This window comes from Endozoicomonas sp. ALE010 (genome assembly GCF_049310165.1).
Lineage (GTDB): Bacteria > Pseudomonadota > Gammaproteobacteria > Pseudomonadales > Endozoicomonadaceae > Endozoicomonas.
Genome location: NZ_JBLYNV010000047.1, coordinates 13,333 through 28,537 on the forward strand (window position 1 = coordinate 13,333; position 15,205 = coordinate 28,537).

Sequence of the window (15,205 nt, forward strand, 5' to 3'; positions counted from 1 at the left end):
GCGGGACGAGGGACGAGCTATATTAAGGAATTTTGTTAATCGGATATAGCCGTGAATTCGTCACTCTCTGTAAATGCTCTGACCAGGCGATCGATGAATGGAGGTGGCAAGCGACCTCCTGATTCTCCAGTTTATTCATCCATTCGGGCTATCGCAGTTCGCAAGCATTTATCCGGTTGTGCTAATGAGTCGCCCAAAAAAGACATTGATCTAACCCTGTTGGGTAAGAGGAAGGTTGATACTGCAGAGATCAGCCTGTCTGAGAAGCTGGGTGCCATTCCTGTTATCCGGGTGGGGCTTGCGGAGAGTCCCGGCCAGGGAGACCATACGGCTGCATTCAGTATTATCGAAGGGCTGGCTCATCTTGGCTTTAAAGGCAGGGTTGAGCTGGTTCTGAAGTTTAATGGGGAGGATGAATGGCAGCGGATGAAGGATAAGCTCCGGTTATTCATGCCAGAATTTAACCCCGGGAATGATGGCGTACAGACTTTGCATTATTCTGGCCTGGTGTGTGAGTGTATTCCTTTTAAACAGTTGGTGGATCATTGCACTATTAACCACAGACCTTTGGAGCAACCCCTCGGTTTCTGGGCCATGAACGGTAACCGCTCATGGTTGGTGTCAAAAGTGGCGATTGTTATTCCGCCCTTCAAATGGAGCAACACGACGCCCAGAATTGAGCGGTGCAATGGCATGCATCAGAACCTGGACCTTCCGGCGCTGGCAAACTATCAGACCGCTTATTTACTGCAAAAACCGGATATCCCGGCGCTAATGAAGAACGACTCAAGAGCCGCCAGCCTGATAAAAATCCTGAGAGAGACGGAAGCCGGTAGAATTCATTTGCTGCCACTTTATGGTATTCACCATCATGCCCTGGAGCCTGCCCATGACGTGATTATCAGAAGATTGCTGTCAGGGGTCGTGAAAAGTCATACATCAGAGTTGGAGAAAACGGTGGTTTTGGTATTGAGTCCACTGGCAAGCCTTGAACGGCTCCGGGTATTACAAAAATCGTTGCAGGTGCCATTTTATGATTTGCAGAACAGGGAATGGGAGAACTCTGTTCATGAACCTGTCGAGCTTCTGTATTGTGGCCCGGTACCCAAACCATTATTTGAATGGATCAGCTGTGTTGATCGCCCCCTGATTCAGGAAGGGGCTAACAGCGCTACGTTTATGAATCTGCTGGGCAAGGCTTATCTGCCTTTGCGGCCAGATGGCGATACCCCGCTGCCTGAGCTGCCTGGCTCACCTCCAGCCAAACAGCAGTACGCCTCTGCCATGCAGCATCCTGTTGCCAGTGTTGAGCGAGCAAGAATTGAGCAGCTTGGCAGAGGCCTCACCCACGATTTGCAGGCATACAACTACTATTCTGTGGCGTTGGACCTGTGTAAAAAGCTAAAGCCATTGTTATCCCCGATAGCAACTCAGGATTTGGTGTCCGGGTTTGCAGGAATGGTTGGTGCCAATCACTTTGCTGAATCACACTTTCGTCCATGTCTCCTGGAAGCGATCACCTATAGCAGTGGGTTATTGAGCGAAGACCAGCAGGAATGGCTGTCATGCCTCTCTCTGGCCAATAGCCTGTTACCCGGGGCGATTCCTGAAACCCTTAAGGTAAAACTCATAGAGCGTGGCAAAGCGCTACGAAGAAACCACGTGAATTTAGAAAAGCTGATAGCTTATCGTACTTCAGGTTTAAATATGCCCGACCTCAGATCACAGCTTGCCCCCCTGTCTTTCAGACGTTTTGACGTTTTCAGGGCAATGACTGTGGAGTGTCCTGTGAGTACGGAAGATGCTGGACGCGATATAGACGTGAATGAATTGGTTGGTGATATTTGTGATAATTTTTCACTCTTGATTCCCACTTTATTTCATATCCTCAGGGCGGATTTTTCCGATGATGCCCTACTGGCGTCATTGTTCAGGGATGGGGACGGCCAGCAAAGTCTGCTGGATAAAATTATTGGGCAATTGTTTTATGGAAACATGACTTATGATGCAGAGATAAGATCGCTTCTTGAGCCAAAGGCAGGCAGTCCTGATGATGACCTGGCGTTGTTTTTGCGCGGTGAGTTTGGAGGGACTTTCTTCCAACAGGTGCGTGAACTGATGATGGAATCCAAAAATAATGCAATTTATTGCGGCCTGGCCAAGTTGACCGGAAAAGACTGGGATCTGATATTATCCGAAGGTATTTCTACAAATTCAGTCAGTTCTGATCAACTTTAGATGTTGATTTAATAAAGAACCACTGATTGCTTTTTGTAATTTTTTTATGTTCTCTTTTAACTGCTTATGCATCAGCGGATACTTCATCATCGGGCTCCTGAACTTTAACCGCAGCGGGAAGTTCCAGAAACAAATTTTTGTATTCCTTATGATTTTTAATCTGATTTAATAATTATCTAGAGAATTAGACTCTTAAAATCGAGAATGGTTCAATGAAACCAATAAAGACCAAGGTCAAGCAGTCTTTGCTGATTGGGCAGGATAAAGCGATGGATCTTGCCAGGTCAGCAGCCAGTTCCCTGGAAAATGGCGTCGACCGGCTGCTTAACCGGCGCATGACACTGGGGGTGACCGGCTTCAGTGGCAGTGGCAAAACCACCCTGATCACCAGTCTTATTCATCAGTTACAGCACTATCCTGATGCCCTTCTGGCTGCCTTCCCCCCGGTTCTGCAGGATCGCTTATTGGGGGTAAAACTGTCCGCTCTGAATGGTGTCATACTGTTTCCTTATCAGCGGGGCATTGACGCTTTATCAAGAGGGCGGTGGCCGGAAGCTACAAGGGATGAGTCTGGCTGCCTGCTGGAGATCAAGTTCCGTCAGCCACCCGGGTTATTGCGCCGGGGAAAACCGGGGATCAGTCGTCTTTATCTGGAGATTCGTGACTATCCGGGGGAGTGGCTGCTGGATCTGCCGCTACTGGCCATGGATTACCGTGCCTGGTGTGGGCAATGTCACGCCCTATTTGACAGTGCCATGCGCCGGTCTATTGGCCGGAGTTTTATCGAAAAGCTGAAGTCCATTAATCCTCTGGAGACCATTTCCGAGCTGGAACTGCAAGTACTGTGGCAGGAACAACTGACCTTTCTCAAGGCTTGTCAGCAGGCGGGCTTGACCATGATTCAACCCGGGCGCTGGCTGCATGCCGCACCTTCAGGTGATGAGAGTAAACTGCCGTTTATCCCCCTGCTTGCCATCACTGGCTGTTCAGAAGATCAGTTGGAGGAAGCGGTGGAGGACTCTTTATTCAAAGTGTGTGAAAGGCATTATCAGCGTTACCTGGAAACCCGGGTCAAACCCTTCTATCAAAATACTTTTCAGAAGGTGGATCGACAGCTGGTGCTGGTGGATGTGCTCAAGTCGTTGAACCGTGGCCAGGAAGCGTTTGATGATCTTCGCTTCTCGTTGACTCAGGTACTGCAAAGTTTTGATTATGGGCGCAACAGCCTGCTCAGACGATTAATTCAGCCACGCATTGACCGGGTCGTTTTTGCCGCCAGTAAAATTGATCAGGTGCTGCCTGACCAGCATGAAGCCGTGAGAGGGTTGATGGCAAACCTGGTTCAGGAGGCCAGGCGCAGAGCGGCGTTTAATGCGACGGATGTCCGCTGTGAAGCGGTTGCCGCCGTGCGCTCAACGACATATATCGATTACCAGGGGCACCAGGCTCTGCAGGGGATGACGGAGCAGGGGCCGGGAGTGCTGCTGCACCCGGATATTCCGGAACAGATTCCGGCACTGGATGACTGGCAGGCTCTGGGCCAGTGGCAATTGCGCCGGTTGATGCCGCCCGGCGGGCTGCAGCTGGTCGCAGGTGGCCGATTACCCCATATCCGTCTGGATAGCATTCTTAATGATCTGCTGGGAGACCGGTTTTCATGACCCGACATCACGATCCATACTTTATCCCTTTGGAACCAGAGCAACCCCTGCAGACTCCGGAGTCCATCAGTGATGGTTTCCGGGATCCGGTATTGCAGGGACCTGAACTGGCGGCCAAACCACTGCGCTTTATCCGGTCGGCATGTTACGGGCTGCTGACCCTGCTGTTGATATTGGTGCTTTGGCAAACGGTGGAACTGGGCCTTTTTCTCTATCAACTGCATTGGTCTTTGGCCTTAGTGTTTGCCTTGCTTTTTCTGGCCCTGGCGGTCACTGTCGTTAAAGCCGTGGTGGAGTTTTTCCTGTATCAACGGGACTTTCGACAGATCACCGAACTACAGGCGCAGGCTGCACAGTTTCGAGACCAGAGAACGACCGTATTAACCAGCCAATGGGCCGGGCAGTTGAGTAAGCTCTATCAGGGTAAGCCCCAGCAAATGCTGCTGGAACAAGTGTGGTCTGAGATGCCGGATTACAGTGATGACAGCGAGCTGCTGGCTTACCTGGATAGCCATTTTTTCCAGACCCTGGACCAGCGGGCACTTGCCTGTATTTCACAACATAGCCAGCAAGTTGCTTTGATGGTGGCTCTCAGCCCATTTGCCGCCGTTGATATGCTGCTGTCGGTCTGGCGCAGTATCCGGATGCTCGATGAGATCTGTCAGGTATACGGTGTCAGGCCTTCATTGCCTGCCCGTAGCCACCTGTTAACCATGGTTCTGGAACAGATGGCGCTGGCTGGTGCGACAGAACTGCTGTCTGATCAGCTATCAGACTTTACTTCCAACCGGTTGCTGGGCGTGGTCAGCTCTCAGGCCGCCAGCGGGGTTGGTGTCGGTATCTATTCCGCCCGCATGGGGCTCAGGGCCATGGCGCTCTGTCGTCCAATTCCTTATGCTGATGGTCAGAAACCCGGCATTGGTCGTTTAGCCAGCAGTATTCTCACTGCCATGGACGCCCGGTTTCGGACTATGGCAGATCCCGGAAAAAAAGCAGAATAGTCTTATTCCCGCCTCATTGAAGGAGCACCTGCTGCGACAGGTTGCTCCTTAATCGCTATTCCCATTGACGTTGGCATTTTCACTGAGAAACTGACTCTGATTAGTGGACTCTTACCGTCTAATAAAGAATAAAAAGCAATCAAAACTATGGATAAATACAATCAAAGGGTATTATTTATTCAATATCATGATTTCGATAAACACATAAAGAGCTGTTAGTTATTAATTGATAGGATGCTGCTTTTAACTGGCATTTCCGGGGGAGTCTCAAAAGGCATGGGCCGACCAGCAACAGCAAAGATAAACCTTGATGCACTGCGTCATAATTATCGTATTATCCAACAACTGTCTGCCAGGGGCACTGGTAATGGTCAGGTGATGGCGGTGGTCAAGGCGGACGCCTATGGCCATGGTGCAACAGCCTGTGCAACCGCGCTGGCGGATATTGCCAGCGGGTTTGCCGTTGCCTTTATTGAGGAAGCCCTGGAACTTCGTGCTGCTGGCATCAAACAACCCATACTGCTGCTGGAAGGTTTCTTTGAACCTTCAGAACTGGAAATGATTGACCAGTATCGTCTGGATACGGTGATCCATCATCAGTATCAGATTGATGCATTAGTCGCCCACCGTCCCAAACATCCGGTAAGGCTGTGGCTGAAGATGGATTCCGGTATGGGGCGGGTCGGTTTTGCCCCTGATGAGTACCGCACAGTCTGGGAGCAACTCAATGATCTCCCTTATGTCAAAGACATTGTGTTGATGAGTCACTTTGCCTGTGCCGACGAGCCGGACAGTGATCATGCACAACAGCAGCTGACAACGTTCAATACTTACACCCATGGCCTGCCTGGTGAGCGCAGTTTCTGTAACTCTGCCGGGCTGGTTGCCCTGAAAGAAGTGCAGAGCGAATGGAATCGTCCTGGTCTGCTGCTGTATGGGGTTTCTCCATTTGCACAAATTCATGATATACAGCAAACAATAAAACCGGTGATGGAGCTGAGTTCAGCCATCATCAGCATCAAAACCATTCCTGCCGGGAGTTCCGTGGGTTATGGCAGTCAGTGGATCGCCCGGAGAACCACCCGGATTGGTGTGGTGGCTATCGGCTATGCAGATGGTTACCCCCGCCATGCCGCCAATGGCACACCGCTGTATATTAATGGCTGCCGTGTACCGCTGGTGGGCAGAATATCCATGGACATGCTGACGGTGGACTTAACCGATTTGCCCGATGTGCAGATAGGGGACCGTGCCATCCTGTGGGGAGATGACTTGCCCATTAATGAGGTGGCAAAAGGTGCAGGTACTATTCCTTATCAGCTGCTTTGCAATTTGAACCGTGTTCCTGTGCAATATCACGGCATTCTCATCCCTGAGCAACTGGATTTTGATCAAATGGAGATCTGATACCAATGCTATTTGCAAATCTCTGAAGCGGAACTTTTTCCCAAACCTATGCTCTAAAGGAAGGGGAAAAAGTAAAGGCACAATCATGAACGCTGCAAATGCTATTGTTGATCGTTTTGTCAGTTTTTCCGATTATCAAAGGTCAAGTGAATTTGTAAAAAATCCAACAGCCAATATATTCAGTCCGTTACGAAAGGTAAGTTCAGAGCCTGCAAGAAATAATTATTTACCATTGAGTCACGACTTAAAATTTGAAATTGCCAGATATCTTAATTTGAAGGACTTTGTCGCCTTTAGCTCAATCAATGTTGATAATTATTTTTCGCTTAGATCGGACGACCTTTTGGTAAGAAGAGTTCTTGAAAATGAACCGCTGGTAGTATTGTTTGAAAGACTCAATGATTTGAAACAAAAAGCCCGACAATATCCCTTCGAAATTAATGGGCCAATTGAATTGGATGAGAATTATGACGCGATAATACCGCCTGTGGCCATATCTCCCGGGCCTGCACGACTTCTCTTAAAGAAGGATCCTGTAAACTATAAATATCAATCCGCTAATTTTGTTAAATTATTTCAATGTCTATGTACGCTTGCCAATGATGATTCAACGGATGTCTTTTTTAGAGCACATATGTGTTCGTTAACGATAGATATTAATAACAGAATGAGTTTGAAATACGGTGAAAATACTGAACGTGCTGCACTGCTTGCGTTATATTTTATAGAGATTGCATCACAAGTAAACCAACTGATAAATATTGAAGAAAAAGATAAGAAGCTACATACATTAGCCAATATGATTGAAAGCAATGAACTTATAAGATGGAAGCTAAGTAAAGTTTATTATTTTAAATCAGTATTAAAAAATAAAAACGAGTTCGATTGGGACAAGTTTATTGATTCTCTGCGACTAAAGAAGAATAAAAAACTGGAATTTTTCGATCTTTAGGCTGTCCACGATCTACTTTTCATGGTATCCAGCAAAAAATAAAACCGGTGATGAAGTGGGGGTTTGACTCAGGATTTTCATTGATCAATCCTAAGCGGAACTTTTTCCCAATCTGATGATCAAATGAATATGGAATTGCAGAAATGTAGGCATAATGATGAATTCTGAAAATGCCATTGTTAATAGTTTTGCTAATATTTCTGATTATCATAGGTCAAGTGAATTTGTAAAAAATCCAACAGCCAATATATTCACCCCGTTACGAAAGGTGACTTCAGAGCCTGCAGAAAATAATTATTTTCCATTATTCCAGGAATTAAGATTTAAAATTACCCAACACCTTAATTTGAAGGACTTTCTCGCCTTTAGCTCAATTAATGTGGATAATTACCTTTCTCTTAGATCAGACGATCTTTTAGTAAAAATGGCTTTTAAAAATAAACCAAAAGTAAGAATGCTTGAAAGGCTTGAGGATTTAAAAAAAAGAGCAGAAAAATACCCTTTTGATATTGATGAAGAAATTAAAACGGATCAGTCTCTGAATGTAATTATACCGTCTATTGCCCTATCTCCCGGTCCGGCAAGACTTATCATGAATGATATTTTTGGCATTAATGACTATCAACCATACGATTTTGTTAAATTATTTCAACAACTATGCATGCTCGCCAAGGGTGATTCATCGGTAACTGAGCACAAACGACCGGAAGATTCTACAGATGATCCTCTGCAGCCTGATAGAATTGCTGAAATGACGACAGAAATTGAGTTTTTGTCAGTCAACAATGAGCAGTTAGATTCTACATGCAATCCTCTACAGCCCGGTGAAATTGCTGAAGTGATGACAGAAACTGAGGTTTTACCAGTCAAAAATGTGCAGTTAGATCCAGCGGATGTCTTGTTTACAGCACATATTTGTTCATTAACGATAGATATTAATAACAGAATGAGTTTAAAAGGTGAGAAATATGCCACAACATTTGCTTTGTCTTTTTTAAACATTGCATTACAGGTTAAGCAAGTAATAAAAACTGAAGATAAAACTGAAAAGGTGGATTCATTAGCCAATATGATTGAAAATAATAGAATTCACCTGGGCAGAATGAGAAAGGCACATTTTAATAAAGCATTAATTAAAGATGAGTTCGATTGGGACACATTTATTAATGGTCTGACTAAATAGTGAACCAATTCGGAACTTTTCGATCTAAAGGCTGTCCACGCTCTGCTTTTTGCAAAAAGTCAGATGACCAATTCTCAAGACTGGCTATGCCTGTCACGGGAACTTACTGGTGAAATCACGAGGTGACCGGTCAGTGAACGGTGTTTCCGGAGGTATCGTATATCCACAGGCTGCTCAACCCAACGGGGCCAATGAAGCTGCGGCTACCCTGGCTGTGAGAGTGTCTGCATTTGGACGGCGTTGTTGTCTGAATTCTACTGTCGGGTTATTGGGTGGGTATGTTCTGCTGGTTGGCGGTGGTGTGGGCGGTGGTTTTCTCTATTCCCACTCCCGGGGGCTGAAGGTGAATGAGGTTGATACACAAGTTAATGTCACCTACGGTGCCCTGACCGGTTTAATGGTATATGCCGCAGGGGTGTGTTGTGCATTTGCCTGTAAAAAGGCTATCGGTGCAAGGGCTGTTGAGTTGGTTCAGGAACCTTTACCGATGACGGATCAAAATGGCTCACACAGCCGCTAAACCCGGATATTTCAAAAACATAGTTGAGATATGAAGACACCATCCTGGAGTCGCGTGAGAGAAAATGCCTGCTAATTTTGGAACTATATTACCGATTTTCAGTCTAATTCGATTATTGGATCTACAGTTGCTTTTATTTGATTGCACAAATAAATATCAATTACACGATAATTTAAGGAGACTGAAATGGATGATGCCATTGGAAAATTCTGTGGTCAGGTAGTGATGTACGGTTCTCTTGAGCTGAAGAAATGTGGAATCAATGAAGAATTGAAACAAGCGGTCTTTGGGCGAGCGGTTCGTAAAACTGATAATGATTGCCTGCTTAAACAACTGGAAAAGTATCCATCCCTTAGGCATATAGTTGGCAAAAACTTTGTCACACATAAGGATGTGTCACAACATTGTACCAATCTGGTTAATGGGACTGAACAAGCATTGCCTGGCAGGGTAACACTGGTTACTTGTAATGATGGATTATTGACATGGGTAAAGCGTAAAGATGAACTTATGCCCTATGGGATAGTGAACTCTGTGGACGTGAACATGCAATTTCATACAGGTATTGCAAAGGTTATCAAAGAAAAGTTTGGTGGCAACAATAGTAACTATGTTCAGGTGTCTCAGCAGCCCGGGAATCGTATCACTCACGGTGAATGTTTTACTTATGACTGTATTCGTGGTGACAAACCATCTGATATCAATAATTGTCGGGCAGTTCACAATGTGTTGGTTCTTTTAGCAAATGATGAGAAGTTTGCAGAAAAGCTTGAAAAAACGTTTTTTGAGTTATTTAAAGCGGCTGAAACCAATCAACTACGTCGGATTTACTGCCCTCTGCTCAGTTGTGGTCTTGCGGGTGGCACAGGAGAAGATTTGGCAGAAGCGATTTCGAAAGCCAAGAAACAATTTGAATCAACAGGCAGGCAAGCACCACAACTGGTTCTGGTGGGCAGGTCTTCTGAAGACAGTGACCGGACAGCATGCCAAGACTTTGCAAGTCACTGGAATATGCTGGCTCAACTTAATTCCGCAACACGTTCACCGGTTCGCCGTGTAACAACGCCCCCTGCAATGAGCAGCCCCGGGGCTGTGGCCACGGCAATTAACACGACAGCAAGCACAGGCCGTGCTGACAAGGCATCGACAGAGCTGCTTCCCAGACAGCTGGAAATAGCAATGCACCCTGATTATGGCATGTTTGGTTGTGCCAGAGAGCTCTCAAAACAAGGAAAACCATTCGATCTGGTCAATGCTGCAAATAGTCAAATGCAACATCGTGGGGGTATCGCAGGACAATTTGCCAGTGATCTTGGCGCTCAATTTAACCACGATACCAGTATTCATAAGGTTGGAACTGGCGAGTGTTATACCACCGGGCCCTATGGATATGCCACTGATTCCACCCGTGGTTTGCGCCATTGCCAGCATATTCATAACGTGGTTGCCCCAAATAGGAAAGATTATGATTTGAGTGTTAACCGTTCTGGTGCAGGGGTAATAAAGTATCAGCAGGATTTCACCAATGCTTTTGTTTCACTGCTCCTTGGAGCCAGCCAAAAAGGCAGCAATACCATTGTCAGTTGTTTTATAGGCTGTGCAATTTTTGGTGGCAGTGGTGAGGATATGGCCCAGGCGCTCTATGCGGCTTATAAGAATCCTCGTATACAGAAGTTATCCAAAGTACCCAAGTTAATACTCGTGGGTTGGGATAATAAAAGTAATAAGGATAAGGAAGTACACGACGAGTTTATTCGAGTTTTCAAGAGCCTGAACGCGGCTAATCCGGTACATTTACCCTCGGGGATAACACCTGTCGGTATCCACCCGGCAGGTGTTTCAGGCACTATGCTTGCTGTAGGACATGGTGCAATCCCTAAGAAAACTGCCTCTTATTTCCAGACAGCCCAATCGGGAACTGCCAGATCTGAATCAGCAGTGCCCTCCAGGTCAAGGCCTCAATCCCGGGTTTCAACGCCAGCCGATTCGCCCATACCAAAAAACTTTGCCAGGCTGTTTAGTAATCCAGGTGGGGTACTTGGCTTTGCCCGGAAACACTATGGCGATAGTGATCCATTCTCACTGGTAAATGCCGTGCGGAGGTTTGGTAATGTGCTGAATACTGATGTGGCGCTTCATGGGGGTGATAGAGGGGGGTATATCGAGCACATGACCAAGGGCGGCGGTCAGGCTACCTTCATGCGCGAGGGATACTATCAATGTCAGGCATGGCGATATAAAGAGACTGACGGCTTTAAAGGCTGCGAGAAAATTCATTCGGTGTTCTTTCCAAAAATAACGGATATAAGTGGGTTTTCGCAGCAGCTGGTAACGTTAATCACCAACGCTGCTCGGGAAGAAAGGCTGGTGTTCCCACTGCATGAGCTTGGAGGGGCTACAGATAGTGAACTCAAAGCTGTACTGAAGCAGGTTTATTTAGATCCTCAGGTATTAACGATGGCCAGGCAAGGGGAGCTGCCAAAACTCTATTTTGTCCGTAAAGACGGGGCATAGTCGATGCCCGGTGATGCTTTTGCACAAACGACAACGGGTTCGGACATAAGCCATTCAGGGGACGGACGCTCCTCGCCGCACGAGCTTGATCCAGACTGAGGTCGCAGGCTTTTGGAGTGAGGACGTCAAGCAGAAATGCACGTCGTGACAATCCCGGAGCATACGGGTCTGGTAAAAGTCGAGGAACGAATTAAAAAGCCGGATGAGATCCGGCATCTGATTATCATGCTAACTGGTGCCAAACCTTTCCAGGCTGGCCCTCCTTTCCCTTTCTGAGCGACGCATAAACCACCAGCCAAACAGGGCTGCCAGAGAGACCACCAGAATAATCAGCGTCGCCATGGCGTTAATTTTTGGTGAGATCCCCAGGCGCACCGAAGAGAATACCACCATTGGCAGAGTGGTCGAGCCCGGGCCGGAGACAAAGCTGGCAATCACCAGATCATCCAGAGACAGGGTGAACGCCAGTAACCAGCCAGCGGCTAACGATGGGGCAATGGTTGGAATCGTGACCAGAAAGAACGTCCGCAGTGGTGTTGCACCAAGATCCATCGCCGCCTCTTCAATAGAGCGATCCACCTCCCGCAACCTGGCGCCAACGACAACAGCCACATAAGCGGTGGAGAAGGTGACGTGGGCGATCCAGATGGTCAGCATGCCCCGTTCCATGGGCCAGCCGATCAGGTCGGCCATGGTGACAAACAGCAGCAGCAGCGACAGGCCGGTAATCACATCGGGCATCACCAGGGGTGCCGTCAACATGCTGTTGAAGGCGGTTCTGCCACGGAATTTGCCAAAGCGGTCAAGGGCAAAAGCCGACACCGTACCCAGAATGACCGCCATGGACGCGTTATAGAAAGCAATTCTCAAGCTGATCCATACCGCGCCCATCAGTTGTTCATCCTGAAACAGCTCCACATACCATTTGGTTGAGAAGCCGGCCCAGACGGTCACCAGTCGTGAAGCGTTAAAGGAGTAAAACACAAGGATAAACATGGGCAGATAGAGGAAGATCAGCCCAAGTATCAGCATGATGGTGGAAAAACCCGGTGTTTTGACTCTTCCCAGGGTGCTTGTGCGTTCAGTTGCTGTTTCTGTAGAAAGCGTCATTACAGGCTGGCCTCCAATTGCTTCGCCTGCTGGCGATTGAAGAAGGCGATGGGCAGACACAGGATCAACAGCATGATCATGGCCAGGGCACTGGCCAGCGGCCAGTCACGGTTGTTGAAAAACTCCTGCCAGAGCACTTTACCGATCATCAGGCTCTCAGGCCCACCCAGCAGCTCAGGAATCACGTATTCACCCACGGCAGGGATAAAGACCAGCATACAGCCCGCGACAATGCCACCCATGGACAGTGGCAGTGTAACTCTGAAAAAGGTTTCCCATGGCCGACAGCCCAGATCGTTGGCCGCCTCCAGCAGTGATTTGTCCAGCTGGGTCAGGTTGGCGTAAATAGGGAGCACCATAAAGGGCAGATAGGCATAAACGATGCCTATATAAACGGCGATGTTAGTGTTCAGGATCTGCAGGGGCTGGTCAATCAGGCCACACCACATCAGCAGGTTGTTCAATAACCCGTTATTTTTCAGTATTCCCATCCAGGCGTATATGCGGATCAGGAATGAGGTCCATGATGGCAGAAGTACCAGCATGAGCAGGAAACTTTGCTTTCTTCCCGATGCCTGAGCCATGGCGTAGGCCATGGGATAGCCCAGCAGAAGGCAGAAAAAGGTAGCGACCAGAGCCAGCCGTATCGAGGTCAGATAGGCCTGCAGGTACATCTCGTCCTCGGCCAGGAACAGGTAGTTGCCCAGATTTAAATTCAGTGTCAGTACTTCATCAAAGTACTCAAAGATGGCCGAATAGGGCGGAATGGCAATTTCTGCCGATGAAAAGCTGATCTTGACCACAATCAGGAAGGGGACAAGGAAGAATAGCAGTAGCCAGAGATAGGGGACGCCAAGAACGAGGCGACGTCCCCACAGTTCCCTTAAGGCGTTTAGCCTCTCTGGTCCCCACGCGGCTGCGGAGGCACCTTTTGTTAACAGGTTGGACATGACAGATTCCACAAAATATCCGTTACCAGTGGCTTACATGTACGGCGGTAAGCCTGAATAGTTTACGAAATAGAAAGCCTTCGGCTTTTAGCCAATGTAAAGCCTTCAGACTGTTCTTAAACACGAAAAATACTGAATAAGGTTAGCGGTGATTGATCAGCTATTCAGGACGACACCACTGTCATCATCCCAGCTGATATAGACTTCATCACCCCAGGTCGGGTTGTCGGCGGTCCGGATCACATTCGCCATGTTGGACTGTACCGTCATGCCCGACGGAAGCCGGATATGATAAACCGAATGTCCACCAAGATAGGCAATGTCGTGCACCACACCCTTGCTCCAGTTGTAGTTCCCTTCCGGTTGCTCCCGGGTCACCATGGTTTTTTCAGGACGCACGGCAATCCAGACTTTGCGGTCTTCCAGTGGTGCCATGATACCGTGGCCAATGTAGATCGGCTGTTGCACCTGTTGCGATTGAATGATGACGTAACCCGCTTCTTCTTCGGTGATTTCTCCTTCAAACATATTGACGGAGCCAATGAATTCGGCGGTCATGCGGCTGTTGGGGTTTTCGTAGATATCGATAGGGGTTCCCACCTGAACAATCCAGCCGGCATCCATAATGCCGATACGCTCGGCCATGGTCATCGCCTCTTCCTGATCATGGGTCACCATAATGCAGGTAACACCCACCTCTTCGATGATATCCACAACCTCAAGCTGCATGCGGCTGCGCAGCTTCTTATCCAGCGCACCCATGGGCTCATCCAGCAACAGCAATTTTGGTCGCTTTGCCAGGCTTCTCGCCAGGGCCACACGCTGGCGCTGGCCACCGGAAAGCTGATGGGGCTTACGGCGGGCATACTTTTGCATATGCACCAGTGTCAGCATCTCCTCTACACGCTGGGCAATGATGTCTTTGGGCAGGCGGTCCTGCTTTAATCCAAATGCCACGTTTTGCTCCACCGTCATATGAGGGAACAGGGCATAGGACTGAAACATCATATTGATGGGGCGCAGATACGGTGGCAGGTGAGTAATATTCTGCCCATCCAGGTAAATTTTGCCCTCAGACGGTGTTTCAAAGCCCGCCAGCATCCGTAGTAATGTGGATTTTCCAGATCCGGAGCCACCCAGCAGTGCGAAAATCTCACCCTTTTTAATATTCAGACTGACATTATCAACAGCGATAACGTCATCGAACTTTTTGGTGACCTGGTCGATTTTGACCAGGATCTCATTGCCTGAGCGACTTTTTGTCGCAGCTGTCGAAAGCGTCGACGGCGTTGGGGAATGTTTCGGGGAGGCAGATGCTGTACTCATCTAAAATTTTCTCCAGCCCGGAGTATAAAGAACAGGGTAGAACCCGGTGAGTGTGCTTTAATAGGCTCTGTTGACACAAGTTTATCGTTAGAAACTCAGGTTCGCTTGCGGTGACCATGGGTTCTTTGCTTATGAAAAGAGCCTTCAAACCCTCAAGGAAGTGAAAAGCCCGCGCATTGTCCATAAAAATGCAGGGATTGAAAATGATTTTGCGATAAACCCTGATGGAGGATATTAGTAATCCTCACTTGCAGATTCATCATTGGTACCCTAACCTCCCTCTGCTGGAAGGGAGGTGATTTACCCATTAGATATTAGAATAACGGTTGTCTTAATCAGGATC

General features: G+C 47.8%; 11 protein-coding genes. 8 read left to right on the top strand and 3 right to left on the bottom strand.

Annotated features, from left to right (window positions below; genetic code table 11):
- Nucleotides 1–51 precede the first annotated feature (51 nt).
- The 8 genes from ACO6UY_RS17495 to ACO6UY_RS17530 all read left to right on the top strand — a co-directional run bounded on the left by ACO6UY_RS17495 (nt 52) and on the right by ACO6UY_RS17530 (nt 11,476).
- Entirely contained in the window at nt 52–2,238 is a 2,187-nt protein-coding gene (locus tag ACO6UY_RS17495; RefSeq protein ID WP_422490766.1) for a hypothetical protein, read from the top strand.
- A gap of 212 nt (nt 2,239–2,450) precedes the next feature.
- Nucleotides 2,451–3,899, top strand: a complete 1,449-nt coding sequence (locus tag ACO6UY_RS17500) for a YcjX family protein (RefSeq protein ID WP_422490767.1) — start codon at nt 2,451–2,453, stop codon at nt 3,897–3,899.
- On the top strand, nt 3,896–4,900 hold the full coding sequence (locus ACO6UY_RS17505) for a TIGR01620 family protein (RefSeq protein WP_422490769.1): 1,005 nt from the start codon (nt 3,896–3,898) through the stop codon (nt 4,898–4,900). Before ACO6UY_RS17500 ends, ACO6UY_RS17505 begins: the two co-directional genes overlap by 4 nt.
- Nucleotides 4,901–5,176: 276 nt before the next feature.
- Nucleotides 5,177–6,307 (top strand): alanine racemase, encoded by a 1,131-nt coding sequence (gene alr / locus ACO6UY_RS17510; RefSeq protein ID WP_422466180.1) that lies wholly within the window; start codon nt 5,177–5,179, stop codon nt 6,305–6,307.
- Nucleotides 6,308–6,392: 85 nt separating this feature from the next.
- Nucleotides 6,393–7,259, top strand: coding sequence for a hypothetical protein (locus tag ACO6UY_RS17515; RefSeq protein ID WP_422490771.1), 867 nt, complete (start codon nt 6,393–6,395; stop codon nt 7,257–7,259).
- Nucleotides 7,260–7,413: 154 nt separating this feature from the next.
- A complete protein-coding gene (locus ACO6UY_RS17520) occupies nt 7,414–8,442 on the top strand; it encodes a hypothetical protein (RefSeq protein ID WP_422490772.1) in 1,029 nt (342 codons plus the stop codon).
- A 109-nt stretch (nt 8,443–8,551) separates the two neighbouring features.
- Nucleotides 8,552–8,962, top strand: a complete 411-nt coding sequence (locus tag ACO6UY_RS17525; RefSeq protein ID WP_422444048.1) for a hypothetical protein — start codon at nt 8,552–8,554, stop codon at nt 8,960–8,962.
- Nucleotides 8,963–9,148: 186 nt separating this feature from the next.
- Nucleotides 9,149–11,476 carry a macro domain-containing protein gene (locus ACO6UY_RS17530; RefSeq protein WP_422444046.1) on the top strand — a complete coding sequence of 776 codons (2,328 nt, stop codon included), beginning with the start codon at nt 9,149–9,151 and terminating at the stop codon, nt 11,474–11,476.
- 228 nt (nt 11,477–11,704) lie between these two features.
- On the opposite strand, the gene ACO6UY_RS17535 is transcribed toward ACO6UY_RS17530, so the two are convergent.
- From ACO6UY_RS17535 to potA, 3 genes are all read right to left on the bottom strand, one after another.
- Entirely contained in the window at nt 11,705–12,508 is an 804-nt protein-coding gene (locus tag ACO6UY_RS17535) for an ABC transporter permease subunit (RefSeq protein ID WP_422444730.1), read from the bottom strand.
- A 77-nt stretch (nt 12,509–12,585) separates the two neighbouring features.
- Entirely contained in the window at nt 12,586–13,536 is a 951-nt protein-coding gene (locus ACO6UY_RS17540; RefSeq protein WP_422444044.1) for an ABC transporter permease subunit, read from the bottom strand.
- Nucleotides 13,537–13,692: 156 nt separating this feature from the next.
- Entirely contained in the window at nt 13,693–14,862 is a 1,170-nt protein-coding gene (gene potA / locus ACO6UY_RS17545) for a polyamine ABC transporter ATP-binding protein (protein WP_422444042.1), read from the bottom strand.
- Between the last annotated feature and the right edge of the window lie 343 nt (nt 14,863–15,205).

Excerpts from the sequence above, each read along its gene's own strand:
- ACO6UY_RS17515 (WP_422490771.1), top strand. The coding sequence starts at position 6,393 with ATGAACGCTGCAAATGCTATTGTTGATCGTTTTGTCAGTTTTTCCGAT.
- ACO6UY_RS17505 (WP_422490769.1), top strand. The coding sequence starts at position 3,896 with ATGACCCGACATCACGATCCATACTTTATCCCTTTGGAACCAGAGCAA.
- potA (WP_422444042.1), bottom strand. The coding sequence starts at position 14,862 with ATGAGTACAGCATCTGCCTCCCCGAAACATTCCCCAACGCCGTCGACG.
- ACO6UY_RS17520 (WP_422490772.1), top strand. The coding sequence starts at position 7,414 with ATGATGAATTCTGAAAATGCCATTGTTAATAGTTTTGCTAATATTTCT.
- ACO6UY_RS17530 (WP_422444046.1), top strand. The coding sequence starts at position 9,149 with ATGGATGATGCCATTGGAAAATTCTGTGGTCAGGTAGTGATGTACGGT.
- alr (WP_422466180.1), top strand. The coding sequence starts at position 5,177 with ATGGGCCGACCAGCAACAGCAAAGATAAACCTTGATGCACTGCGTCAT.
- ACO6UY_RS17535 (WP_422444730.1), bottom strand. The coding sequence starts at position 12,508 with ATGCTGATACTTGGGCTGATCTTCCTCTATCTGCCCATGTTTATCCTT.
- ACO6UY_RS17500 (WP_422490767.1), top strand. The coding sequence starts at position 2,451 with ATGAAACCAATAAAGACCAAGGTCAAGCAGTCTTTGCTGATTGGGCAG.
- ACO6UY_RS17540 (WP_422444044.1), bottom strand. The coding sequence starts at position 13,536 with ATGTCCAACCTGTTAACAAAAGGTGCCTCCGCAGCCGCGTGGGGACCA.